Source organism: Lelliottia wanjuensis, from assembly GCF_030238365.1.
Lineage (GTDB): Bacteria > Pseudomonadota > Gammaproteobacteria > Enterobacterales > Enterobacteriaceae > Enterobacter > Enterobacter wanjuensis.
Map to the genome: position 1 here is coordinate 1 of NZ_JASSOT010000005.1, position 19,711 is coordinate 19,711.

At 50.9% G+C, this 19,711-nt stretch carries 26 protein-coding genes; 5 read left to right on the forward strand and 21 right to left on the reverse strand.

What is annotated here, in order from left to right; translation table 11 throughout:
• From QQF33_RS02760 to QQF33_RS02785, 6 genes are all read right to left on the reverse strand, one after another.
• A partial coding sequence (locus tag QQF33_RS02760) for a hypothetical protein (RefSeq protein WP_285157309.1) occupies positions 1-326 on the reverse strand: 326 nt, incomplete at its 3' end.
• 269 nt (positions 327-595) lie between these two features.
• Complete coding sequence (locus QQF33_RS02765; RefSeq protein ID WP_285157310.1) at positions 596-2,956, reverse strand: hypothetical protein; 2,361 nt, start codon at positions 2,954-2,956, stop codon at positions 596-598.
• Positions 2,953-4,437, reverse strand: coding sequence for a phage DNA ejection protein (locus QQF33_RS02770; RefSeq protein ID WP_285157311.1), 1,485 nt, complete (start codon positions 4,435-4,437; stop codon positions 2,953-2,955). The genes QQF33_RS02765 and QQF33_RS02770 overlap by 4 nt, the downstream gene beginning before the upstream one ends.
• A 9-nt stretch (positions 4,438-4,446) precedes the next feature.
• Positions 4,447-5,127: a hypothetical protein gene (locus QQF33_RS02775; protein WP_285157312.1), complete on the reverse strand. Its 681-nt coding sequence runs from the start codon at positions 5,125-5,127 to the stop codon at positions 4,447-4,449.
• 2 nt (positions 5,128-5,129) lie between these two features.
• A complete protein-coding gene (locus tag QQF33_RS02780; protein ID WP_285157313.1) occupies positions 5,130-5,597 on the reverse strand; it encodes a hypothetical protein in 468 nt (155 codons plus the stop codon).
• Complete coding sequence (locus QQF33_RS02785) at positions 5,594-5,779, reverse strand: hypothetical protein (protein ID WP_285157314.1); 186 nt, start codon at positions 5,777-5,779, stop codon at positions 5,594-5,596. The genes QQF33_RS02780 and QQF33_RS02785 overlap by 4 nt, the downstream gene beginning before the upstream one ends.
• 275 nt (positions 5,780-6,054) lie before the next feature.
• On the opposite strand from QQF33_RS02785, the gene QQF33_RS02790 reads away from it, so the two are divergent.
• The 4 genes from QQF33_RS02790 (at position 6,055) to QQF33_RS02805 (ending at position 8,052) form a co-directional block, all read left to right on the forward strand.
• On the forward strand, positions 6,055-6,537 hold the full coding sequence (locus tag QQF33_RS02790) for an Hcp family type VI secretion system effector (protein WP_285157315.1): 483 nt from the start codon (positions 6,055-6,057) through the stop codon (positions 6,535-6,537).
• Positions 6,534-7,013 (forward strand): DUF2778 domain-containing protein, encoded by a 480-nt coding sequence (locus QQF33_RS02795; protein ID WP_285157316.1) that lies wholly within the window; start codon positions 6,534-6,536, stop codon positions 7,011-7,013. Before QQF33_RS02790 ends, QQF33_RS02795 begins: the two co-directional genes overlap by 4 nt.
• A gap of 261 nt (positions 7,014-7,274) precedes the next feature.
• The gene (locus QQF33_RS02800) at positions 7,275-7,700 is read left to right on the forward strand and encodes a hypothetical protein (RefSeq protein ID WP_285157317.1); all 426 of its coding nucleotides are present in this window, start codon (positions 7,275-7,277) and stop codon (positions 7,698-7,700) included.
• Between the two features lies 1 nt (position 7,701).
• Positions 7,702-8,052 carry a hypothetical protein gene (locus QQF33_RS02805; RefSeq protein WP_285157318.1) on the forward strand — a complete coding sequence of 117 codons (351 nt, stop codon included), beginning with the start codon at positions 7,702-7,704 and terminating at the stop codon, positions 8,050-8,052.
• A gap of 28 nt (positions 8,053-8,080) precedes the next feature.
• Here QQF33_RS02805 and QQF33_RS02810 read toward each other — a convergent pair whose 3' ends face one another.
• The 11 genes from QQF33_RS02810 to QQF33_RS02860 all read right to left on the reverse strand — a co-directional run bounded on the left by QQF33_RS02810 (position 8,081) and on the right by QQF33_RS02860 (position 14,295).
• Entirely contained in the window at positions 8,081-8,515 is a 435-nt protein-coding gene (locus QQF33_RS02810; protein WP_285157319.1) for a single-stranded DNA-binding protein, read from the reverse strand.
• Positions 8,512-9,450 carry a hypothetical protein gene (locus QQF33_RS02815; protein WP_285157320.1) on the reverse strand — a complete coding sequence of 313 codons (939 nt, stop codon included), beginning with the start codon at positions 9,448-9,450 and terminating at the stop codon, positions 8,512-8,514. Before QQF33_RS02815 ends, QQF33_RS02810 begins: the two co-directional genes overlap by 4 nt.
• A gap of 305 nt (positions 9,451-9,755) precedes the next feature.
• Positions 9,756-10,121, reverse strand: coding sequence for a hypothetical protein (locus QQF33_RS02820; RefSeq protein WP_285157321.1), 366 nt, complete (start codon positions 10,119-10,121; stop codon positions 9,756-9,758).
• Between the two features lie 3 nt (positions 10,122-10,124).
• Positions 10,125-10,352, reverse strand: coding sequence for a PerC family transcriptional regulator (locus QQF33_RS02825; protein ID WP_285157322.1), 228 nt, complete (start codon positions 10,350-10,352; stop codon positions 10,125-10,127).
• Positions 10,353-10,520: 168 nt separating this feature from the next.
• Positions 10,521-12,644, reverse strand: a complete 2,124-nt coding sequence (locus QQF33_RS02830; RefSeq protein ID WP_285157323.1) for a DUF927 domain-containing protein — start codon at positions 12,642-12,644, stop codon at positions 10,521-10,523.
• Positions 12,641-12,907, reverse strand: coding sequence for a DUF4222 domain-containing protein (locus tag QQF33_RS02835; RefSeq protein WP_285157324.1), 267 nt, complete (start codon positions 12,905-12,907; stop codon positions 12,641-12,643). Before QQF33_RS02835 ends, QQF33_RS02830 begins: the two co-directional genes overlap by 4 nt.
• Positions 12,904-13,164, reverse strand: coding sequence for a hypothetical protein (locus tag QQF33_RS02840; RefSeq protein ID WP_285157325.1), 261 nt, complete (start codon positions 13,162-13,164; stop codon positions 12,904-12,906). Before QQF33_RS02840 ends, QQF33_RS02835 begins: the two co-directional genes overlap by 4 nt.
• Positions 13,165-13,168: 4 nt before the next feature.
• A complete protein-coding gene (locus tag QQF33_RS02845; RefSeq protein WP_285157326.1) occupies positions 13,169-13,513 on the reverse strand; it encodes a hypothetical protein in 345 nt (114 codons plus the stop codon).
• On the reverse strand, positions 13,506-13,724 hold the full coding sequence (locus tag QQF33_RS02850) for a hypothetical protein (RefSeq protein WP_285157327.1): 219 nt from the start codon (positions 13,722-13,724) through the stop codon (positions 13,506-13,508). The genes QQF33_RS02845 and QQF33_RS02850 overlap by 8 nt, the downstream gene beginning before the upstream one ends.
• Positions 13,714-14,037 carry a host cell division inhibitor Icd-like protein gene (locus QQF33_RS02855; RefSeq protein ID WP_285157328.1) on the reverse strand — a complete coding sequence of 108 codons (324 nt, stop codon included), beginning with the start codon at positions 14,035-14,037 and terminating at the stop codon, positions 13,714-13,716. The genes QQF33_RS02850 and QQF33_RS02855 overlap by 11 nt, the downstream gene beginning before the upstream one ends.
• Before the next feature lie 78 nt (positions 14,038-14,115).
• Positions 14,116-14,295, reverse strand: a complete 180-nt coding sequence (locus QQF33_RS02860; RefSeq protein WP_285157329.1) for a hypothetical protein — start codon at positions 14,293-14,295, stop codon at positions 14,116-14,118.
• A 122-nt stretch (positions 14,296-14,417) separates the two neighbouring features.
• On the opposite strand from QQF33_RS02860, the gene QQF33_RS02865 reads away from it, so the two are divergent.
• Positions 14,418-14,729, forward strand: coding sequence for a YlcI/YnfO family protein (locus QQF33_RS02865; RefSeq protein WP_285157330.1), 312 nt, complete (start codon positions 14,418-14,420; stop codon positions 14,727-14,729).
• 683 nt (positions 14,730-15,412) lie between these two features.
• Here the strand turns inward: QQF33_RS02865 and QQF33_RS02870 are convergent.
• The 4 genes from QQF33_RS02870 to QQF33_RS02885 form a co-directional block, all read right to left on the reverse strand.
• Positions 15,413-16,366 (reverse strand): BRO-N domain-containing protein, encoded by a 954-nt coding sequence (locus tag QQF33_RS02870; RefSeq protein ID WP_285157331.1) that lies wholly within the window; start codon positions 16,364-16,366, stop codon positions 15,413-15,415.
• A 10-nt stretch (positions 16,367-16,376) separates the two neighbouring features.
• Positions 16,377-16,577, reverse strand: a complete 201-nt coding sequence (locus QQF33_RS02875; RefSeq protein ID WP_285157332.1) for a helix-turn-helix domain-containing protein — start codon at positions 16,575-16,577, stop codon at positions 16,377-16,379.
• Positions 16,578-16,698: 121 nt separating this feature from the next.
• Positions 16,699-17,304 carry a hypothetical protein gene (locus QQF33_RS02880; RefSeq protein WP_285157333.1) on the reverse strand — a complete coding sequence of 202 codons (606 nt, stop codon included), beginning with the start codon at positions 17,302-17,304 and terminating at the stop codon, positions 16,699-16,701.
• Positions 17,301-18,716: an integrase family protein gene (locus QQF33_RS02885; RefSeq protein ID WP_285157334.1), complete on the reverse strand. Its 1,416-nt coding sequence runs from the start codon at positions 18,714-18,716 to the stop codon at positions 17,301-17,303. The genes QQF33_RS02880 and QQF33_RS02885 overlap by 4 nt, the downstream gene beginning before the upstream one ends.
• Positions 18,717-19,711: the final 995 nt, after the last annotated feature.

The window sequence follows — 19,711 nt, forward strand, 5'->3', positions numbered from 1 at the left end:
CTGGCATTCCTGAGGCGCTCAAACTCTTCTGCAGCGGCCATACGCAGAGGGGTGTAAATCTGTCCCTCCAGATCAATTAGCTGCCTGTGGGCAGGCATGGCCGTATGATTCTTGCCAATAACCACACCCTCCACCAGCTGAGAGACGCGGCCACGGAATTTTGGCTGATCTGCTGGTGGCATCCATTCATCAGAAATAAAGCTGCTCAGGAGCTCTGCGCGCGCCTCTATGCGCTCAACAGAGGATAGCTCACCGTTAACAGCATTATCAGCAAGGCGCTGACGATATGCCTCTATTGATTCATTAATTTTCGCGGTTTGATTCATCGTTTTCACCCTGGCATTTCTAAGCCTCACAAACTGCGAATTCGCAGTTTTGAACCTTAATAAACCTTAACATTTCTATACATGGGAAATTGCGAATTCGCAGTTTATATACGCGCGTAAAGCCAGACACAACAAGGGTTTCACGGTACTTTTTGCTAAGATTTAAATTTGCGAATTCGCAGTTTAAAACCTTAGGAAATCTTAGGGGGAGATCGTTGCGAATTCGCAGTTTCGATGCTGCGTAAAAAAGCCCCTGCGCGGGGCGTTGGTTAGTTGCTGGTGGCCTTCTTTGGGTTTGCCAGATTCTGTCGGCTTTTCTCGGCCATGACTTCATCAAAAATCGCTTTTGCCAGACCCTTACGATTAATCAGATCCTTAAATGCTTTCGGGGCTTTCTTGTAGAATTCCCGGAATGCATCAGTGCTGGCAACACTTCCATCCATACCGCGCGCTCTCCGCAATGCCTCGATCTGCGCTTTACCTTCCAGACCCGCCGCGGAATCAATAGCGGAAGCAAAGCCGGAAAATTCTGGTGTTGACAGGAGGCGATCCAGTTCAGGGACAACATTACCCTTAAGCTTGTTTAGTAGGCTGGTTAATGCACTATTTGCCGCCATGCTGATGACTGGACCAAATGGGCCATGCGTGAGATATCCCCCGGCAGTAGCCGCGTAACGCGCCGTCTGCTCAATCCCTTTAGTGAGTGCTGGATGTTCAGCAATAAATGACTGAACACCACCAGCCTGATTAATAAGCTTCTCAAAATCGCCTATTTTCGTGCCTGTGTTTGCCTCCAGAGACTGACGGGCGCGGCGAACGCCACCGAACAGCGTGAAAATATCATTAAGCTGATTAACGGTGTCCTCCGGGAGGTGTTTTGTCAGCTCTCCCCATACCTGACTGTTGCCCTTTACGTCGCGCAGCCAGTTCACGGCTCCGGGCAGGTGGAGGATATCGGCAGATTTAGAACCCTGGCTGAACATATCGCCCAGCGCAGTAACCAAAGCCTTTTGGCGGTATTCTGCTGGCAATAAATTCATTACCTTCACAAAATCACCGATCTGACCGGTACTGAGTTTTTTTACAGCTGCCGTGATTTTTGGCATTAACGCTTCCGTTTCGTCTTTGCCGAGTAGCCCCCTTGCCACGTCGTTAAGCGCGAACCGGGCCGCCCCTTTCTCCTTCGCCTGGTCGAAAACATCCCCCAGGCCGTGACGCTCTGCCACGTCTTTAACATCATCGCGCACAACGTGGTAAAGCTCGGCTAACTGATGCTCCTCAGGCGATCGCGCTGCTTCTGCCTTACCGTATGCTCTGCCAATTTTTTTGCGCCATCTGTCCAGTCCATGATAAGTGGGGGTGCCGTCTTTTCCTTCGAAATAGTCGGAAACTTTTCTCTCTTCCCCTTCCAGTTGCCCCAGACCGCCGCCGCGCTTTGTTGCCTCTTTATCCAGATAATCAATCGTGTTCGTTGCCTGTATACGCTCCACCGGCGATATAGCTGTATCGAGCTGCTTATACAGTTCCCCTTCCTGCTGGCTTAATGTTTCGCGCAGATCATCCAGGTCTTTTTTGAATGCCGCCGATACTTCACCACCATCAAGCGAACCGCCATTTTCTGTGATGAATTGTTTCACGCGTTCAGCCAATTTTTTTAACAGGGCTGATTCCTGTTCCGCCAACCCGCTCCCCTGACGTGATGCCAGCAGGCCAATCAACCTGCGCATATCCTCGTTATTGCTATAGTGACTGGGTAACAATTCCTCAGGTGAAATTCCAAGACGTCCAGCGGCGGCCAGAATTTCCGGATCGGCATCAACCAGGGCGGCAAGTTCGGATATTGCTTCCGGTCCGCCTTTGCGTGCTGCAAGGTTGGCAGTTTTCCGTAACTGCCCGGCGGATGTTAATACCGATCCCTCTGCGCCTTCTAAAGCTGCTTTACTACCTGATTTAGCCACACCTCCGCCACCAGGAATAAGAGCATTTAGCGCGCCTGAGGCGATTACCTGCTTAATGGAAATCGGCCCACCGCCACCAGCGGAAACAATCCCCTGATTAAGCAAATCGGCAGCAGTACCGGCAACGGCTTTAGCACCGGTGCGCGCCAGCAGGCCGCCGCCCATGCTAGTGACAGCTCCAGCAGGAAGCGCCCCTGTAATCTCCAGCTCAAGGCCGGTAATGAGGGCATTAGCCGCATCCACAGGGGTTAACCCTGGCTTATCTAACATATAGCGACCAGACGGGAGATCTACGCCGATATTGCCTTTCTCGTCTTTCCAGAACTGCGAGCCGGGGAATGCCTCTTCAATAATTTTTTTCTTCTGTTCCGGAGTCGTCGCCAGCGCCATAGCAATATTTGCAGCCGGGTTATGAAAAAGCCCTTCAACCCCCTTTGTTAATCCCATGGTAAAACCGCTGAACTCTGGCGCAGCGTCCACAAGGTGATATTGTTCCGTTGCTTCGGTTTTACGGCCCTCTCCGGTTGCCCAGCGGTACAAATCCCCCACCAGCCCGCCGGGGTGATCCGGTTCTTCCTCTGTTGGCTGGTGGTATCCCGCATTTAAACTAGCTTCAAGACTGGCACTGGATGAATTTCCATACCCTTTATTCAGATCATCTTCCAGGCTCATTTTTTATTACCTTTTTTGTACCAGTAGCCGTTATAGGCAACGTAATCAGGGTTATTTTGATTAACCGTTCCGTTCGGGAGGTTTCCAGGGGTTTTAATATCGGTTTTTTCCATCCCTGATGGTGCGCGCCCTTGTATGGTCTGCCCTGTATAAGGGTTTGTCTGACCACCACCGCCGGGCTGCTGTAAGGGTGTAAGTGGCGTTGTTGCAGGTGCGGAAACGGGCGCTGCAGTGGTGTTATCGGGTCCGCCCGCTCCCGGAACGCCAGAGCCGAAACCATACTGATCGTAATCTTCAGCATGCTGCTGGATGTAATTGAGCGCAGGTAAGGGTAAATTCGTGCGCTTCATCGCCGTCTGCGCCTGTTTAGGATCGGATAAATCGACACCCACCAGCGCTGGAGAAACCAGAGAGTAATAATTATTTTGCACAGATTGTTTCATGGCGGCGCTGACCGCTTTTAAGTCGTTAATCTGTTGCGGTTGGAGCTTGCGACCATTTTGAAGATCGCCGATCGCCTGCTGTGCTTTCTGAAGGATACCTGCCGCCGCCTCGCCACTTACCCCCATCGCCTGAGCGATACGCGGAGAAAGGTTCGGGGCTTCCTGAACCATAAACTGCAGCATGGCACTCACATCACCGATCGGCGTGCCAGTGTTCAGGGCTGCTTGTAAGCGCCCCTCAGCCTGTAAAGTTTGGCTGAGTTGCTTTATAGCCGGTTTGTTATTGGTTCCCCATGCGTTCCAATTCATGCGATCGGCTATTTGCTGCTGCTTATCGGTCATTTGAGCGCGAAAATTCAATAATGCATTGTGGTACTGGCTTCGCTCATTAAGCCCTGCCCAGCGATACTGGTTTCCCGCAATCCGATCCTGATGCCCCCATAAGTCGCGCTGCTCCATCTCAGCTTCTTTTTGAACATCGAGCAGATAACGGCGCTCTTTATCTTTTTCGTTAGCAATTTCCTGGGGAGATAACGCGCTAACGGTCATTCCGTCTGCAAGGTCTTTCAGGTGCTGGAGTGCTGGCGCTGAAATTTTCTGATCGCTATTATTCGCAGCCTGAATAACCCCCATAAACGTAGCTTTTGTGGGCTTATCCAGCGTGCTTCCACTATTGGCGATCAGATCATTTGCCCCTTTCAGATCACCCGCCTCCGCCAGCGATTTAACGCGCATCATCAATGAACCCAAATCCTTACGGTGCTGATCGTCGCGAATGCCTATAAACTCCTGAGCCTGTTTCGCAAACTCCGGAAACTGCGCCATCACGCGTTCAATCGCTTTCGGATCTCCGCTTTGCCACGCCGTGCCAAACGCATCGCGGGCGGCATTGCGGCGTAAAATTTGATTCTCCTGGTCCTGCTGCATAAAACCCTGATGCAATGAATCAAGGTAGCTCTGTCCGAGCCTCGCCCCTGACTCCTGTGCTTTTTCGATTTGTCCGTAAAAATCTGGAATATTGCTGCCTAGCATCCCCATGCAACCCCCTTAAAGAAAAGATAAAGCAGTCATTGCGGCATCACCCGCCACTTTCCACCAATTAGTGTCGCCGCTGGGTGATTTATTTGCGCCACCCGCTTTATTTGCGCCAAACAAGCCAGACGCTGTTTTAATGGCAGAACTAATTCCACCAGCAAGGCCACTATATTTAGCCATAGTGCCTGCACCGCTTAAGCCTGCGGCCTCCCCAAGATATTTCGCCGCCGAACTGACATCCTGATAACCCCAGTTTCCCATGGTTTTGGTGGCACTTAAGCCCTCCTGCGAGATTCCGCCCAGCTCCTGGAATTGCTGGCTACGCTGCTTGTTGAGCCCCTGTAGATATTGCTGGCCGAGCTGTGTTGACTGACTAGCCAGCACGTTGCCTGTAGCCGTGCTGCCCATAGTCCCGGTCGCCTCCGCCGCCGATTCGGTAGCGTATTGTGCTTCCGCTTCCTGTTGGGCATACTGCGGACCAGCGTAATAATCAGTTAGCGCCGCTTGACTGTTGAGTGGATTCGCCAGCATCTGCATTTGCGCAGTGAGTGCACCTTTGCCAGCGTCCATCCAGGGAGAAATCCAGTCGTACTGCTTTTGACCCAACTGCCCAAACCCTTTGGCAATTTCTTTGGCGGCTTTTGCCTGCGCCTCTGCCGCTTTCCCGGCCCCCATTCCACCAAGTAAGCCCATAATCAGGCCTCCATGTAATTAGGCGTATCGGCGGTGGCTTCATTAAGCATGTCCACCAACACAGCGTGATAGAGGGAGTGATCGGGCTCATGCGGAATCATGGCGCGGATCGCTTCGGCGCGAATTTCTGGGGTAATGTCTCCGCCGGTGGCGTAATTAGTAATTCCCAGCTCAATAACTTTGCGCCCGTGATCCGCGATAGCTTCACGCAGATTGGCAACAGCGCATTCCACACCAAATAAAGCGGCATCTTCAAAAATCTGCCCCTCCAGATAGCTGGCAAGCATTTTTAATTCAATCTCTGCACGGCGGGTGCGGTGTACGCATTCATCTACCCGTGAGGCGTTCTCAATGGAGCGGATCAGATTGGCGCAATCCTGGCGAAAATCTTCGCGCTTAATCTCCAGCTGATTTGCGGTGATTTCTGTATCGGTGCTGGTGGTGCTCATTTCTGCTGTGGTGGTTGTCATGCTGTTTTCTCCTGGGTGGTGGTGGATGCTAGGGCTTTGTCCAGCAGTGTGCGCGCAATGGCGTTAATGGTTGGCGCTGCGCCGGTAATGCTGGTCTGGCGGTCGCGCTGCTGAATGAGTTCGAGGGCGGCGTACTGTTCGAGGGTGACGAGTACAACCTTTGTGTTGGTTTTTCTGGTCATGGTTTACCTACCTACTGATTAAACATACAGCATTATTGTAATCCCATCTTTTGCAATGTATACACATACCATTGCATTTATCGCAACAACGTAACGGTTTTAATCGGGTTTATGATACGGGTCAAAAAGAGGTCTTATTCATGCGTGAGATTGATGTTTTGAGTTGATTTATTGAATGGGTAAATATGGGTAACAATGGTGATAAAAAATTACACTTTGTTAAGTTAAGTGGATGTAATGTGTGATTAATTTTTCAGTTAATGGAGTTAATCGAAATGGCTATTCCTGCATATTTGTTTTTGGCCGACGACGGCGGCGCGGCTATTAAAGGTTCTTCCGATGTAAAGGATCGCGAAGGAAGCATAGAGGTTTTGGCCTTTGGTCATGGGTTACAACTACCGACCGATAACAATACCGGAAAAATAACCGGAACCAGAGTTCATAGTGCTCTTACTTTTGAGAAGGAATTTGATTCTTCAAGCCCCTATCTTTATAAGGCTGTAGCGAAAGGCCAGACGCTGAAAAGCGCAGAATTTAAGTGGTATCGCATCAATGATGCCGGGCAGGAAGTTGAATACTTCAATATGATGCTGGAGAACGTGAAGGTAATCTCCGTTTGCCCCGTCATGTACGACGTTAAAAACCCTGCGACAGAGAAGCATAATCATCTTGAAAGCGTATCGCTTCGTTATGAGCGTATTACATGGAAATATTGCGATGGTAATGTTCAGTTCTCTGACGCGTGGAATGAAAGATGATCCGGTGTACATTCCATCTTAATAATGGACAGCTATCTAACCTTAGTTGCCCCGGCGTTGGTTTCTTTCCCGCCTACTCTGGCAATAAAGGGACTATGAGAAATAACCCCGATGATGTAGCCACTCCGAATGTCGGCCCGCTTCCACCGGGGAAGTATTACATCGTCACAAGGCCGGGCAATGGCTTTAAGCACCTCGTCAAAGATGCAGCCTATTCTATTTTTTCTGGTTCAAATCACTTCACATGGTTCGCGCTGTACAGAGAGGATTCAAACATAGATGACCACACGTTTATTGGCAGCGTAGAAAGGGGTAACTTTAGACTTCACCCGGCAGGCTACAAAGGCGTAAGCAATGGTTGTATAACCTTTGTCAGTAAGGATGGTTTCAATATTTTCAGGGGGGCATTGCTGAGAACGCCAACCTTTAAGATATCCGGACAACTGGAAGCCTACGGAACGGTACAGGTTTATTGATGAGCATAAAAAAATTTCTTACCTTATGGCACGTCTTTGCATTCACCTACCTGGTGGTTTTTGTGCTACTGATAGGTTTTTTTCCTGAATTAGAAGTGTTTTCTTTTTTAACTAAAAAATACGGGTTCATTGATATCGAAAATTGGGATTTTTACTATCTTATAATTATATCAATAATAACATTACTAATTAACAATGCCTTTATATGGTTTGTTTTTAAATTACTTAGAAAGTATAAACTAAAAGTGACAGGTATATAATATGACAATAATATTTAGAATATTGCTGGCAATTGTGACCCCTTTATTCCTTACCATTTTAAAGGTTGAGGGTTCAATCAATGCAAGTTGGGTAGAGATTTATATGATGTTTGCCTGTTCATTTTCAATATTTCTATTGATTGGTATTTGCAACGGCGTATGGGATTGCTCACTTGTCCTTCGTGGCATTAGCGATCAGCTCCATGAAAGAAATAAATCTCACGATGAAGAATTTTATCTTTTATCACAAATTAAAGACGCGTCATGCTCTATCTCTGCTGAAATAGGTGAAATTAAGGATGTATCTAGATCAGTTGATGAATTTCTCCTGCCAAGCCTCGAAGAGAGAAAGCGCATAAGAAAGGGCCGTGCAGAGTATGAGATTGAATCAAAAATAATAAACACTATGATGGGGAAAGGAAATTAAATTGAAAACAATAAAACACATTGCACTTTGCTTTATTTTTACATCAATAGCATGTAACGCGACCCCTCTATATTCCAACAGTGATTTAATAAGAGGATATAAAGCTGATATATCCAGCTCAACAGAGATAGACCCACTAGTTTACGCAAATGAATTTGAGGGTTACATGATGGGGGTTGCCGCCGCTCTTGCCTCTATGAATGAAATATGCTTACCAGACAAAGAGCCTATTGGTTATTACATAACACATAATTCTTACCACGATATAAAAAATATAAACCCAGATAATAATGACGCATATCAAAACGCAAAAATAATATTAATAAAAAATTTTCCGTGTAATAAAAATTAACCCGCCATTACGGCGGGTCTTCCCCCTCTCAAAACGGTATGCCCCCTCCCTGTGACTGATCGTAGTCCTCCGGCGGGTGCTGCTGGTGGGCCTGCTGCCGTCTGGATTGTCCATTCCCTGCGTGCTTACCTGCTCCACCTCCCGGTTTTACGGTTTTTGCGCTGATCACACTGTCGGCCACCAGCGCATAACCGCTCTGTATGCCGCCGTCCGGCCCTGTCCACTGATTCACCTGCAGCAAGCCAGATACGCAAATCAGATCGCCTTTCTGGTGACGGGCCAGCGCCTCCGCCTGCTTGCCGAACGCCGTTACCCCGAGCCACATTGTCGATTCAGCGTTTTCCGCTGCACGGCATGGAAGCGCAACCGCAATCCGGGTAAACGCCATATTGCTGCCACTGCTGGTGGGCTTTGTCTGCACGTCGGCAACTATCCGGCCATGTGCTGCCATTTGCGCTGTCACTCTTCACCTCCATCACTGGATGGAGCAGCGGAAATCATCGCCGCCCAACAAAGTTTCGCCCGGTGCGCAGCCTGCTGGCACCCACTCATTGCTTCGTACTGCTCCCACTCTTCCTCTTTGCTAAAGAACTCGTCTGGCTCAGATTCGAACCCGGCGATAATCATCTTCTCTGTCGGATCAACCGGCACAGCCACCCACCCATCTTTCACTGCGCCAGACTGCATGGCGGCGCGGCGCTCCATTACATCGAGAGCGATGCGCATCGCCTGTATTCCTGTCAAACCATCGACTAGGGTTCCGTAGCGCTCGAAAACGGAAATGTGATTCCGCATGAATTGAGGAGTCAATTCTTTGTAGGCATGCTCAAGCGGTCCGGTGACATCACCCGGCACTACCTGCTGCGCGTTCCACTCAGATTCACAGCGAATAACGCGATCAATTAGGCGCTGCATCCAGCGTTCGGCCTGAAAATTAAATTCCTCTTTCGACTCCGGAAGTGCTACGCCCATGATGGTTAGCGCTCTATCCAGATTTTTTGGCATGAACTCAGCGTTCCGGTAATTCTCAAGCTCTGCTCGCTCGGAGTCAGTAAGGGGGAGCGCCGTATAAAGCGCAACAATGCGGTATGGCGCGCCCTCGTTGGCATACTCTCCGATCCCATAGTCCGCGTTTAACTCGTCGATAACGCAATCAAGATGACTGGCGATTGGTGCAACGCACAGTTCGTCAATGTACGCATTACCATTACAATCAACTATGCCGTAAAGCTGGCAATTATTATCGGCTGCGCGGCGCTGCTGAAGCTCTGTAACCAGTTCGAAAATCGCGGCATGATGGGAATATTCCGGCGTATCTTTCGCTGTTTCACCCAGTGAAATCTTCGCTTCGGTTTTCCAGGCGTCCAGCGTTTCGTCTGTTAGATTGTTATTGGTCATTTAACACTTCCTGTCTCACAATGATTCGGCACATGTCGCACCAGATAATTGGATGGGTAACGCACCCGGCAAAATCCACTTTCTCTAAATTCTGGAGGCAGATATGGGTTTCAATGTCCTTCCAGTGCTTAACGGCTAGGATGAACTTCCAGCGCCGCCACAAAAACCATTTCAGTACCAGCATTCTGTTTAAGCCCCTTGAGGGGCTTCTCCGTGGTTATTCGTCATCAAGTGGAACATTGAAAAGCCAGGTAACGGCGAAAGGGCCGATAATTACGCAGGCGTAAGCCAGAAATTCAGTCACTTCATTCCCCTTTCACTGTGATGCCAGCGGCGACACTAATTCCGCATCGGGCGCATCGTTTTACATTTGACGCGTCCCAGTAAACGCTGTTCTGGTGATCGCATTTGCGCTCAAGCCTGTCGAGTCTGGCGCGGTAATCGGCGTTCAATTTCTCTGCTGCGTCCAAATCCGCACCCAACTTCTCCGCCATCTGAAACCAGTTAGCGCGCTGTTCTTCTTTGGCTTCCAGTTCATCCAACAACCACTCCGCAAGCGTCACGCGCATTACGATTTTCTGGAATCCCTGGCTCTTTGCTTTTTCGATAACAGCCCGTAAGGACTGCGTATCAGCCGGGGAAAGATTGGGTTTTTCGTTAATTGTCTGCATGGCTTAAATCTCCGTAAAACGTGCAGGTTTCATTCCGTTAAGGATGCGCTGGCAGTTATTGCGCCGAACCGCAGCCGCTGCGCGTGTCCTGTCGGTCTGGTGTGGCTGATACATCACTTCCAGCCAGCGAGTTGCAGCCCTGCGCCAGAGTCCTTTTCTTTCCAGATCCTCGGCCAGTGTGTCAGTGAGGTTTTTGGCTTCGTTGATTGATACGCTTTCGGTCATGGTCATAATTCCGTTTTTCAGCTCTGCGCTGTTGGTTCAAATCGGCGGTTTGTTGGTTCATTTTGATTGTTTGTTGGTTCAGTTAATTTTGTGTAAACCTTTAAATTCAACTACATAAAAGAATTGAACCAACTGAACCAACTGAACCAACATCTATCTGTTTCTATATAGGGTCTATTCTTCTGGCTCTGTGTCGTCGGGTTGGTGCTGGATAACGTACACCCACACCTGGCGACCATCGACACGCGGGGATTTACGCTGATAGCCGCGCCCGGCTGCTGGTGCTGTTAACATGCCGCTTTCTGCCAATACTCTGGCGAACTGGCGCGGGTTGAACCCATTAGCGATCTCTTTCTCGAATGCTGCCGGGAACGTGTAGAACACCATTGGGGCATCGTCATGGCTGCTCTGCCGCTTTCGGTACCCGGCCAGGTTGTTTACTGGCAGGCTGGTGGGATCGTAAGGTAGCGGCGCAAAGCGGCTGTAGCCATGTGCATTAAGAAACGCCTCGCACTGCTCAATAATCTGCTGGTGTTCCTTGTTGGCGGTGCCGAACTCATGGATCCACGAATTCCACGTGTGCTGGATAGCATCGCGGCTGGCCTGCACATCCCAGCCGGTGATTTCAGTGCTCAGTATTAACGCCGCCTCCATCACAGCAAAGCGCCCGGCCACGCGGTGCGCCTGTTCGCCGTAATCAGCAGGAATCAGATCACGCCAGCGCAGCTCTGCAGCGCGTAATGCCTCCCGTGCCTCCTGCTGGTGGCATGACAGAAATTTAATCCACTCCCGCCCGGCGGCTCCGTGGTTATCCAGCCAGGCGGCGGCCAGCGCACGCGCATGGGCCTCACCCGTTTTGAGCTCATGAAAATTCGTGGCTTTGGTCAGCGGGACGTTAATCAGGCGCACCATTTGACCGGCTTTCGCTTTTTTCCCCACCGTCGCAACAAAGGTTTCCATGTCCACTTCTCCGGTACTGATCGCCACAACGCGCCAGCGCTTTAACTCACGGTTTCCGCCCTCTTTGGCACCCTGTAGCTTTCCGGTGCCATTAAACAGCGCATAGGCCGCCTGATAGACGCTCATTGGGTCGGTACCCTGGCCTATTTCATCCAGCGGCATCAGCGCATCATTGTGTGCGGCGGCTTCGTTCGCCAGCCCCAGCGCGGTGCCGTACCAGGTCAATTTGAGCGCCTCCGGCTTGCCGTATAGGCTGCTGGCTACACTCTGCGTAGTGGTCTTTCCGGCGCTCGATGAATTGTAAAAGTGAATCCCGAACCCGTCCGAATCCGTGAGGCCGATCAGCGGCCCACAAAGTGACGCGGCGATCGCTGTCATCATGGAGTAATTGCCACCAGCCAGGCGGCCCACCGTGGCGCGCCAGCTCGCAACGGTTCCCCGCACTGAATACCCACCAGCGGCAGAACTGCGCCCGTTAAACATCACCGGCGTTTCAGGTGTGCCGATAATTTCCCCGTCAGGCATGATATACGCCCCGCACTGCCAGCCGGTCACGCTGGCAATGTGCCACAATTCGCAGCTGGCCGTGTCGCGCAGCAGATGATCGGCCAGCACGTTGCGCAGACGTGGATTAGCGGTGATAAACAGCCCACCAGCGCGCAGACGCGCCCAGCCCTCACGGTCGCCAATGTCCCGCATGGGGATAGCCTCTGTGCGCTTTGTTTTGCTTCCTGCTGGCGTCCAGCGCAGAATGAGATAACGCGCCTCGTCATCGACGCCGATCCCCACGCCTGCCACCTCCAGCAAATTACACAGAATCTGGCCGGGGCGGAGGATTTCGCCGGTTTCCTTATCCAGCTTTGGTGTTACCCAGAATAACCCTTCCGGGCGCTCGTCCACGTAGGGGGTCATATCGTCATTTTTTTTCGGCTGGCTTTTCAGAGGCAGATTAATCACCACACTTTCCCCGCGTTCGGCCTGCTCTTTCAGGCGTGGGAGTTGTGCTGTCCAGTCTTCCAGCAGTTCGTATGATTCAGAATAAAAACGGGCCTCCTGCACGTCTGCCAGCGCTAACAGAGTGGCTATGCTGGTGGTATGCGTGGCGCTCAGTTCGCCAGCGCGGTAAACGCGCGCATAACGGCGGCCCTCGTCGATAATGGCGACGTTATGCAGGTCTGCCAGCTGCTCAGGTGCGAGAGTGATCGGGGGGACGCTATCCCCCGCCCGGTTGTTTTCCTGCCAGTCTTTTGCGTGGATCCAGGCATCAGCACCGGCAAAAATAATCGCCTCAGTAAATTTGTCTTTCGGCAGTTTTTTAACGTTCGGGGCGCTTCTCATACTCCCTCCACCTGCAATAAATTTTTCAGTTGCTGGATTTTTTCCACGCCATTTTCTTTCGCTTCTGCCTGCCGCGCCGCGCTTTCCTCTGGCAGGTGTTTAAATTCCCGCGTAAAACGGTAATCCGTCATGCGGCAGGGGTGCGCATAACCATCACGCAAAAACAGGATGCGGAACCCGTCAGACTCAATGACGGTGATTTTTTTGCCCCAGCCGTCTACCCAGCGGCTGTTAACTTCGATTTTTTGCATACCGTTGCTCATAGCATCCCCCGGCTGATTAATTTGTTATGGACGCGGGAAAGCTCCTGCGTGTTCGCTATGCTGGTGATCCGCCAGGTGCGCCAGCCGATAAAATCAATATTGACGTTCGGCAGGTTGAGCAGCGTTAACAGGGTGAACCTGTTTTCCAGGTGAATATTCACGCTCGCCACCAGTTCCGATTTAATGCCCCGGCAGGTAAACACGAATTTTGGTTGAGCGCGGCCACCAGCGAGACGCCGGAATAATTTTTTAAACATGGTTTTATTCTCCTGGTGAAAGCTCTTTTAGTTGGCTCTCAATGTCCATAATTTCTTCGTGCAGCTCGCACAGCGTGGCGGTGATATCGATCCCTTCCAGCCCGTTTAAATTCTCCAGGCCTTCACTGATAATTTTTTGCACCATTTCGATTCTAGCAAAAACACTCGACAGCGAACTATTCACCACCTTACGAGAAACGAGAAGCCCGGCCCGGTGAGCCACAGTGATAAAATCCGCTACGCTCAGCACCATCCGATCATCTGACACGACCTCTTGCGTTACCTCTCCATTCTCGATGGTGGTCAGCACACGGATTTTCAGGCCCGGCGGTAACAGTGATTTAGTCATGGTGGCTCTCTCTCATAAGTAACTGGTGAGCTTCGCACACCGGGAGGACGTCGCCAGAAATAACGGTGGTGCGGAACACCGTACCGAATGAATTAACGCTCAGATTTTTGCGGATCTCACTGAGTGCGCCATTGATTCGCCACGTAGAGAAAAAGGAATGGTGAACCTTAATTTTTGCGGTAGCGCCGCGATCGTAAAATTCAATGCGCATGATTGCCCCCTCCGTTCCGGTCACGGTTGGCGAAATGACGAGCCATTTCTTCCGGATCGTGCTCATTGCCAATAATCATCCAGGTAAAGCACCTGTCATGGCCAGCGACCCAACTGCAGGTGATCGGGCAATCGGTGCGGATTTTGGCGGCGAACGTCAGTGAGTGATCACCCGCCAGCAGTTCACGGGCGGCGCTTTCGGTATTGGCCTGGGTGCGCAGAACTACCGGCAGCGCTTCGGGGTCTTCGTAGGTTGCCAGAAATAACCAGGTGAAAGCTGGTCGGGTGTTTGTGGTAATATCGGCTTTAGCCATGATTTTTATCCCGGTGGTTTGGGTTGTGGTTAGAGGCCCGGTTAGTGTTTGCGCACTGCCGGGCTTCGCTGTTTTTTACTACCCGCCAATCTTCATGGCAGGGTGCGCACATAGCGCCCTGAAATGCTCCTTTGTCACAATCACTGATTGAATGCTGTTGCCGCCCAGCCACGCCATGCGGATACCGCCAGTGCTGGTGGTGGAAAGCGTGAACCGGCGACCGGTTAACGTGTTGGTAATGCTGTTTATCGTTGCCATGTGTTCTACACCAAACCATTAAAGTGTAAACACGATAATTCATACGTGTAGAACACGTCAACACTTTTATGTTTACACCAATCATGTATACTGTGCTACACCAAACACGGTGGAGTAAGACAATGGCAACAGGCGTAAAAAATGCTAAATCACAGGCAGTTGCAGCCCGAATTCCCCATGAAGTAATTGAAGGAATGGAGTCAGTAAAACGAGAGGATGAAAGTACCGGGCAATTCATAGTTACCGCCATGCAGGGCGAAATAACCCGCCGCCAGCTCAAAGAGAACGGTGAAGAAAAGCTCTTAACCAATCTCAATGGAGCACTGGAGGCGCTCGAGCGCATCGGGGAGATCGGCGTGCAGGCAGGCGACCACCTCCGCGAACTGGTGGGCATAGCGCAGCATGAAGCCAGGCAGCTCAAAGGCGATAAGTGAACGCCTGAGGGGTAACTCAGCCGTTGGCTGGGTTCGGTAACTGCGCAGCTGGCGCGGCGTGATAACTTCCCCTCAAATTGAGGAAAAGCCCACCAAAGGGCGTGGCCGCAATCCGCGCCCTTTTCTTTTGCCCGAGATCGACATTTACCGCTGTCCACCGCTAAACACCAGCAATCAACCACAGAATCAGAATCGGTGATATTTCCTGCTTTCAGCCCGTCATGGTCTACCTCATTTTTCAGTGAAATATTCTGTCTGGCGGGTGATCCACCAGCGAGTCGCTGACCGGCGATAATCACCACCCCGGCACCGGAGAACTCCACCGCACAAATAAGCCTTTTCAGATCTCCAGGGTGTGCGAAGCCCCGGCCGGGAAGGTCGTTAATTTTCGTTTTCATATCAGATTCGCTTTTAAATTTACCGAACTCAGAAACTGCTATAACAGCCCCTGAAACTCACGCCCATTCCAGTAAAGCCCATACCCTTCACATGTCTAATAGGCAACATAGATCAATGACCCATTATCGATCTGTTTTAACGATCAATTTGCCGCACTTTGAATCGTGCTTACATGTCAATATCGGCTAATTCGATTCATTTCAAACTATTGATATTGCTAATGAAAGATACCACTCACCATTCATGAAACCGAATAATCAAAGCTGAACGTTAATTAAAAACATTCATGAATTTACCGCCCTGCCGCCCACCAGCTCCGCCAATTCTTTATCGTGGGTGTATTCGCCGCTCCAGTCGGTTTTCATGGGCAGATCACCTTTGAGGTAATGCCGGTACAGCCACACAGCGCCCTTTTTCAGCAGTACCGCGCTGAATGCCTCAAAACTGGTGTGCTTGTTTGGCTTAATGGTCCTGGAGGTTTCTGTGAGGTACTGATCGCGCGCATAGGAGAAAACGCGCCACGTTGCCCGGTGTGCGTTCGGCGTGTCGTCGTATAGCCAGTTCTTTTCCATCAGCCAGCTATTTACCCTGCTGGTGTTCACGCCGTTCAGGCGGCGGCAGAACTGCACCGGCGTAAGCCCATCAGTGAAAAGATTTTCAAGGTGATCGATATATTTCGCCTGGCGCTGCGCGTAGCCGGTGATCTGCTTTTTGGCCTCGTACTCATCAGCCCAGGCGCGCGCCGCGGCGGCGGGGTCTGCAAAGTCGATTGCGGGAACCGGCGCAACGCCAGCATAACCGCCAGTGCTCCGGATAGAGGGTAAAACCTCGGACGTTACCCAGCGCTTAAACTGCCGGGCGGCAGATTTGCGGCTTTTGAATATCAGGCTGTAAAGGCCAGACTCATTCACCAGCAGCGGCTTACGACCTGAACCCGAATAGTATTCGTGTTCGCGCCTGTCCTCATCGTCCACACCCAGCAATGATTTATTCGTGTCTTTCAGTTCGAGCGCGTCGCAGACGTCCACGGCATAAAACCACGGCGCACCATCCAGCAGCACGGCGCGCACGTTCGCCAGCATGGCGCCAGTACCTGAGCGAAACTCAAAAGTTTGCACGTCTGCACCCGGTTGCGCAGCGCCACCAGCAGGGATAGGATTGGCGCTGGTGGTTTCGTTGGCGCGGCCACCTCGTTCAAAGCGGCGCTCCGGTAGCGGGGCGCTTTTTCTTTGTGTCATACACCCCCCATCAAGCAGACTGACGCACAGATGCAAGGTACGCATCAAGATCCGATTTCAGGTAGATAGTTTTTTTGCGGCCAACTTTATAGAAAGGAATTTTTACCCGGCCCGTGCTGTGCCAGTTCGCCATTGTGCTTGTGGCTACGCCCAGATATGCGGCAGCCTCGGGGCGGGTAAGTTTTGTATCTTGGGATTGATTGGTATTCATGAGCCTCACCGTTATAAATGGGTTAACAACGGTGAGGATTATTGGCGCTAATTTGTTTACCGAATAGAGGGGCATAGCAATACCGCACCCCGCATAGCGGGCTATGCCTCTGTCATATTCGCTATACCCCCTCGGGAAACACCAGTGATCCACTCCCGTACTTTTCAGGTCGAGGCGGGGTAAGATTTTCTTTTTTAATCCAGCGTTTCAAAGTGCTTTCATCAACTTTTTTATTATAGTATTCCAGAAGCTGTCTTATAAGTTCCTTTTTGCTCATTCTAGGATACTTCTCCCATGTTAACTTAATGATTTTAATTATTGTTTCGTAATTTTCATTTCTTGGGGATGACGCTATTTTCCTCATATATTCGGATGTAGATAGAGCAACAATCTCCTCCAGTATTCTGGGCGCATCATTTTCTAAAGCTATGCGCCTTTCCGTTTTTGCTGCAAAAGCTCTAGAGGCATTGTGGCAGCCTAAAACCTCTAAAATAGAGAGTATTACTAATTCAGTGAGAAAATCTCTATCAATGCCATCGCAATCAACATTAATTAAGTTATCAAGAAATTTTATATCATTAACTCCATCCGGATTATTAATCTTTGAGATTGCATCCCTTGCGACACCAATTAAAAAATCCCCATGCTCCCTATAGGATTTTGATAAATCACTTGTTAGTTTTACTACGTTGTTTGTCATTTCTTGAGTTACGACAAATTTATTCATGCTTTTTTCTCATTACTTTGCAGGTTAAGGATATCAAAAAGCATCCTGCGTTTATCTTCTTCGGTCATAGTCCCCATGACCGCTAACAGCTGGTGATCAAGTCCTGTCGCCTTTTCCACTAACCCGGCGTGCTCCAGTATGGCGCGTTCAATCTTTTTGGCCGGTTCCTGCAGCTCGTCGGCGGAGAAGTGCAAATAGCCCTGGGTAACGTCTGCGCTGCGCATGGTTTTGTGATTCATCAGGCGTTTGAGAATGTACGATCCGACGCCCACCAGCTCCGCCACGCTGCCGAACGTGCGCCGGGCATCATGGCAAGTGAAAGCGATCGGTGATTCTGCGACGTTCTGCGCGGTCGCCTGGCTAATTTGGTCTATCACCCTGCGCGGGTCGGTGATAATGCCGCCCTGCGCTGCCGGGAACACATACGGGTTATTGTCGTTGCGCATTGCTTTGCGGCGCTCAAAGATGCCGTGAAGCGTGTCGGTGATCGGCAGCTCCAGCGGGTCGCCGTTTTTGGTCTTGTCTATCCAGAAATAGCGGCCGGAAATTTTCACCCGCTCCCACTCCAGCCCGAACACCTCCGCGCGGCGCAGGCCAGTGAATAACGCCACGTCGAGCGCATCACACACCGAAACGGCAAAATCATCCCTTATGCTGGTGGAGTGCTGGCGAACGGCATCAACGGCACTCAGCCAACGTGAGAGCTCGTTATTACGTATGCGGGACGTTTTGCGCGTGGTGCCGTGCCATTTCCGCTTTGTGCTGAGTACCATTGTTGGGGGATCTGGTAAAAGGCGGTTGCCGTCTGTGTCGCGGTAATGATCGTGCGAATACCGGTAAACGGCGCGCAGTACACGGGCCCATAAATCCGCCTGCGCTTTGCTGCCGGTCGCCACGCCTGCACGCTGCGGCTTATCACCGAACCACACACCGCCCTCTGTTATGGCTTTGTGCCTGGCCTCCACCCGTTCGCGGTCAATGGCCGCCAGCGGCGTTTTAAGCCAGTCACCGGAAAAGTTAGTGAGTATCCCCTCATACTGGCTGATCGTCGTCTGTTTGATACGCTGCGCGCGTGATTTAAGGTATTCCGCCAGCGCGTCAGAAAGCGTGACCAGCCTGTTTTGATCCTCGCGTTTTGACTCGTTGGGGTTTTTGCCGTCTTTGGCAACTGCGCTCAACATCTCAAGCGCTTTAGCCCTGGCCATATCCACAGACATATCAGGAAAGCGGCCCAGCGTTGCCCGGATAAACTTTTTGTCACGGTACCGCGCTATACAGAATGCTTTGATGCCCGTAGCCCCCACGCGAACGCGCAGACCAACAACGCCTGAATCAGCGTATTCGATCTGTTTTCCTGCGGGGGCTGGCGGCAGCTCCGCTATGGTTTTTTTTGTGAAGTTGAAGGTGTCCATAAACTAGCCCCAAATCCTCCAGGATATTTATAGGATATGTACAATGGGTAATTGTGGGTAATTTTAGGTCACTATGGGGAGTTTGCTTGGGGTTTAAATGCTTGTTTTACAACGATAGGTAAAAATAGTGATCTGTATCACCTAAAACTCATAATCGCTTGGTCGCTGGTTCAAGTCCAGCAGGGGCCACCAGACACCGCAAGGGCTGGCGGGGAGTCACCCACCAGCCTGATTTTTCCGGGGATATTCCAGAAAAGTAACCATAGTGATTAATGGTTATTAAGTGACCGGGCATACATTGCGCCGCACTTCCTGCCACAAACTCAAACAGCCTTTTTTCATCACCAATTTTTTACCGCGCAAAGTACGCAGAAAAAAAGCGCGCTTTGGGTGCGTACCTTGCTGCGTACTTCCCCCGGGTGTGCGTACCGGTCTGACTCACTGCATTTTTGACGGCCCAATCATTCAATCTGAACCAAAGCCAGCAGCGGCAACGATTGCGAGCGTGTTGTGTTTTTTTTCCGTCAAGAACAGTCCAAATTTTTGCGCTCTATCTTCGCCTCGGCTCTGGTTTTTTCCAGTGGTACTCCGGGGATCTAACTTTCTGGATAAACCGTTCGCGCCGGGCTGCATCCCCAGCGATCACCCTCTCCAGTTCGCGGCACAGATAAGGCGTGAGCTCTGCGTTACCCCTCTCGATAAGCGCGGCCACAATGTCAGCCTTTTGCCTTGTCGTAATGTTCATGGCTTTTGTGGGCTCCTCTTTGTGTGGTAGCACGCCATTTAAAGCGCCGTGCGCATGGCGTGTTGCTGGTGGCCGGAGTGAAAAAGGAATAATAACGTATATATAGACACTGAAAAAACGTCAGTTCAGTTGGTTCACGGCCCTGCAAGCCGCGCCAGTGCTCGCTTTGTGTGAACCTACAAACAGTAAAATGAGGTTGGTTCACCCCTTAAAATGTCGGTTCACCAGTACCGGCGGACCGTGCGCACCG

Bases quoted from the DNA above. Each gene is read 5' to 3' on its own strand.
- QQF33_RS02790 (WP_285157315.1), top strand. From the start codon at position 6,055: ATGGCTATTCCTGCATATTTGTTTTTGGCCGACGACGGCGGCGCGGCT.
- QQF33_RS02820 (WP_285157321.1), bottom strand. From the start codon at position 10,121: ATGCAGACAATTAACGAAAAACCCAATCTTTCCCCGGCTGATACGCAG.
- QQF33_RS02795 (WP_285157316.1), top strand. From the start codon at position 6,534: ATGATCCGGTGTACATTCCATCTTAATAATGGACAGCTATCTAACCTT.
- QQF33_RS02845 (WP_285157326.1), bottom strand. From the start codon at position 13,513: ATGACTAAATCACTGTTACCGCCGGGCCTGAAAATCCGTGTGCTGACC.
- QQF33_RS02780 (WP_285157313.1), bottom strand. From the start codon at position 5,597: ATGACAACCACCACAGCAGAAATGAGCACCACCAGCACCGATACAGAA.
- QQF33_RS02775 (WP_285157312.1), bottom strand. From the start codon at position 5,127: ATGGGCTTACTTGGTGGAATGGGGGCCGGGAAAGCGGCAGAGGCGCAG.
- QQF33_RS02770 (WP_285157311.1), bottom strand. From the start codon at position 4,437: ATGGGGATGCTAGGCAGCAATATTCCAGATTTTTACGGACAAATCGAA.
- QQF33_RS02870 (WP_285157331.1), bottom strand. From the start codon at position 16,366: ATGACACAAAGAAAAAGCGCCCCGCTACCGGAGCGCCGCTTTGAACGA.
- QQF33_RS02830 (WP_285157323.1), bottom strand. From the start codon at position 12,644: ATGAGAAGCGCCCCGAACGTTAAAAAACTGCCGAAAGACAAATTTACT.
- QQF33_RS02855 (WP_285157328.1), bottom strand. From the start codon at position 14,037: ATGGCTAAAGCCGATATTACCACAAACACCCGACCAGCTTTCACCTGG.
- QQF33_RS02825 (WP_285157322.1), bottom strand. From the start codon at position 10,352: ATGACCATGACCGAAAGCGTATCAATCAACGAAGCCAAAAACCTCACT.
- QQF33_RS02875 (WP_285157332.1), bottom strand. From the start codon at position 16,577: ATGAATACCAATCAATCCCAAGATACAAAACTTACCCGCCCCGAGGCT.
- QQF33_RS02835 (WP_285157324.1), bottom strand. From the start codon at position 12,907: ATGAGCAACGGTATGCAAAAAATCGAAGTTAACAGCCGCTGGGTAGAC.
- QQF33_RS02865 (WP_285157330.1), top strand. From the start codon at position 14,418: ATGGCAACAGGCGTAAAAAATGCTAAATCACAGGCAGTTGCAGCCCGA.
- QQF33_RS02850 (WP_285157327.1), bottom strand. From the start codon at position 13,724: ATGCGCATTGAATTTTACGATCGCGGCGCTACCGCAAAAATTAAGGTT.
- QQF33_RS02765 (WP_285157310.1), bottom strand. From the start codon at position 2,956: ATGAGCCTGGAAGATGATCTGAATAAAGGGTATGGAAATTCATCCAGT.
- QQF33_RS02860 (WP_285157329.1), bottom strand. From the start codon at position 14,295: ATGGCAACGATAAACAGCATTACCAACACGTTAACCGGTCGCCGGTTC.
- QQF33_RS02800 (WP_285157317.1), top strand. From the start codon at position 7,275: ATGACAATAATATTTAGAATATTGCTGGCAATTGTGACCCCTTTATTC.
- QQF33_RS02785 (WP_285157314.1), bottom strand. From the start codon at position 5,779: ATGACCAGAAAAACCAACACAAAGGTTGTACTCGTCACCCTCGAACAG.
- QQF33_RS02885 (WP_285157334.1), bottom strand. From the start codon at position 18,716: ATGGACACCTTCAACTTCACAAAAAAAACCATAGCGGAGCTGCCGCCA.
- QQF33_RS02840 (WP_285157325.1), bottom strand. From the start codon at position 13,164: ATGTTTAAAAAATTATTCCGGCGTCTCGCTGGTGGCCGCGCTCAACCA.
- QQF33_RS02815 (WP_285157320.1), bottom strand. From the start codon at position 9,450: ATGACCAATAACAATCTAACAGACGAAACGCTGGACGCCTGGAAAACC.
- QQF33_RS02880 (WP_285157333.1), bottom strand. From the start codon at position 17,304: ATGAATAAATTTGTCGTAACTCAAGAAATGACAAACAACGTAGTAAAA.